Genomic DNA, 2,467 nt, shown 5'->3' with positions numbered 1-2,467 from the left:
AGCGGCCCGCGCGGGCGCCGGCGGACGGCGGGCGCCGGCGCCGGGCGATCCGGCGGGCGCGCAGGCCCGCCGTGAGATCGGCCGTCGAATCCGCCGCTGAGCAGGCCGAGGACTGGCCCGGGCCGACGGCCGGGCAGGCGTGATCGAGGCGGGTGCGTGACGGCTCGAGGGAATGGGGCGCTGGAGAGAGTGAGATGAGCACCGGCAGCCGGGATTTCGCCCGGGATTTCGACCGCGCCGCGGCGGAGCGTCTGCTCGACGGCGCGGCCGACGGTCGGCGCGCCGTCGACGACCCCTTGGCCCGGCTGCTCGCCGGCGCCGCCGCGCCCGCCCGGGAGTCGGAGCTGGCGGGCGAGGAGGCGGCCGTGGCCGCCTTCCGCGCCGCGTCGGCGGCGCGGAAGGCGGCGCCGCGCGGGACCGGTCGGCGGCGCCTTGCGCTCTCGCGCGTCTTCACCGCCAAGGTCGCGGCGCTGGCGCTGGCCGGCGTGGTCGGCGGCGGGGTCGCGGTGGCGGCGGGGACGGGGTCGTTGCCCGTCGTGCCCGTCGTCGGAGGCGACACGTCCGCGTCGTCGGCGCCCGCCCGGCTGCGGTCCCCGTCCGCGTCCACGTCCCTCCGGCGGGTGCCCGACGGCGCATCCCGCCCGTCCCCGAGGCCGACGCCGTCCCGCCCGGGCCTGGAGGGGCAGTGCCGGACGTTCCAACGTCTCGACAAGCGCGAGAAGGCGAAGGCGTTGCGTTCCGCCGCCTTCCAAGCCCTCGTCGAGGCCGCCGGAAGCAAGGGCAAGGTGCGCCGCTACTGTGCGCGGCTGCTGCAGCCGACGGCGACGCCTTCCCCTGGGCAGACCGCCAAGTCGCCCTCAGCGGACACACCGTCGGACAAGGGCAACCGCGGCAACGGACAGAAGAAGGAAGAGAAGAAAAAGAAAGACAAGAAGAAAAAGAAGAAGAAGCAGAAGCCGAATCCCGGCCGCACGAAGAAGCCGCCCGCCGAATCCGGGGAGTGACCCGACCAGGCGGCCGACCGGTTGGCCCCTGCCGCCGCGCATGCCGGCGGGCCTTGAGAGGCTCCGAGGGCAAGTCGAGCCGCCTGTGAGCCCTCGTAGAGGTCGCTGTGTCCGTGAAGCGGGGCTTCTCGTCGGCGCGGTGTCACCGCAGCGCGGTCAGGACGTATCGACGCACCGATGTCAAGAGCTCCGGGTCGGTGAGAGGACGTCCTTCGGCGTCGACCACGTAGAACACGTCCACGGCCTCGGCGCCCAGCGTGTCGACCTGGGCGGCCCGCACGAGCAGGCCGCACTCGCCCAAGGCCTGTCCGATACGCCACAGCAGCCCCGGCCGGTCATGGGCGCGGACCTCCACGACGGTGGCGGTGCTGGAGGCGTCGTGGACGATGTCGACGCGCGGCGGCGGCACGGTGATGCCCGGACGCACCCGCATGGAGCGTGCGCGCCGTTCCAGGCGTCCGGCCACGTCGAGCCTGCCGGCGAGCATGCGGCGCAGGTCGGCTTCCAACGCCGCGGGGTCCGGCGGCGAGCCGTACTCGGGGACGGCCGTGAAGTCGAGCACGGCGGTGTCGTGTGAGGCGGCCGAGGGGGACGACACGGTACGGGCCGAGCGGACGGCCAGCCTGTGCAATGCCAGCACTCCCGCCGCGCGCCACAGCAGTCCGGGACGGTCCGGTGCGGCGATGGTGACGCGCGCCCCTGTGATGCGCACCGCGCCCCCGTCGTGCCGTGCCAGGGCGAGGGTTTCGGGGCCGAGCACGGGGACAGGGGGCGGCGTTCCCCCGGAGAGGGCGGCGGCGGTACGGCGGCACAGCTCGGCCACCTGGCGGGCCTTCCATGCGCTCCAGGCGGACGGACCGGTCGCCTTGGCGTCGGCGACCGTCAGTGCCGACAGCAGCTCCAGCACTTCGCGTTCCCGTCCCGGGACCTCCGCGAGCGCCTTGGTGACGACGCGCACGGTCGCAGGGTCGTCGATGTCGCGGCGGGTGGCGGTGTCGGGCAGCAGCAGGTGGTGCCGGACGAGGGTCTCCAGCACGCGCACGTCGCCGTCCGCGAACCCCATCCGGGCGCCCAGGTCGCGGGCCGCGGCGGCGCCGACGACCGAGTGGTCCCCGGGCCCGCCCTTGCCGATGTCGTGGAGCAGGGCGCCCACGAGCAGCAGGTCGGGCCGGGCGACCTCGCGGGTGAGGGCGGCCGCCTCGGCCGCGGCCTGCACCAGATGCCGGTCGACGGTGAAACGGTGGAACGGGTCGCGCTGGGGGCGGTTGCGGACGCGCTCCCAGTCGGGGATCAGCCGGACGATCAGCCCGGCCTGGTCCAGGGCCTCCCACACGCCGATGGCGGACGCGCCCGCGCCCAGCAGCGCGACGAGCGCGTCGCGCGCCTCGGCGGGCCACGGCGCGGGCGGCAGCGCGGCCCGTTCGGCGAGCCGGTCCACCGTGGCGGGCGCCAGCGGCAGGCCC

2 protein-coding genes are annotated in these 2,467 nt (G+C 75.6%); one reads left to right on the top strand and one right to left on the bottom strand.

The annotated features are described in order from the left end of the window. The first annotated feature begins 194 nt into the window (after positions 1–194). Positions 195–1,004, top strand: coding sequence for a hypothetical protein (locus AR3_RS28890; protein WP_067918783.1), 810 nt, complete (start codon positions 195–197; stop codon positions 1,002–1,004). A 142-nt stretch (positions 1,005–1,146) separates the two neighbouring features. Here the strand turns inward: AR3_RS28890 and AR3_RS28885 are convergent. Further along, positions 1,147–2,467, bottom strand: a 1,321-nt coding sequence (locus AR3_RS28885) for an ACT domain-containing protein (protein ID WP_157406840.1), incomplete at its 5' end; no start/stop codon positions are given.

It is taken from the genome of Actinomadura rubrobrunea NBRC 15275 (genome assembly GCF_001552235.1).
GTDB lineage: Bacteria > Actinomycetota > Actinomycetes > Streptosporangiales > Streptosporangiaceae > Spirillospora > Spirillospora viridilutea.
This window is presented reverse-complemented; position numbering and strand designations above follow the sequence as displayed.

What these genes read in the sequence shown, in the direction of transcription:
- AR3_RS28890 (WP_067918783.1), top strand. Translation starts at nt 195, where the DNA reads ATGAGCACCGGCAGCCGGGATTTCGCCCGGGATTTCGACCGCGCCGCG.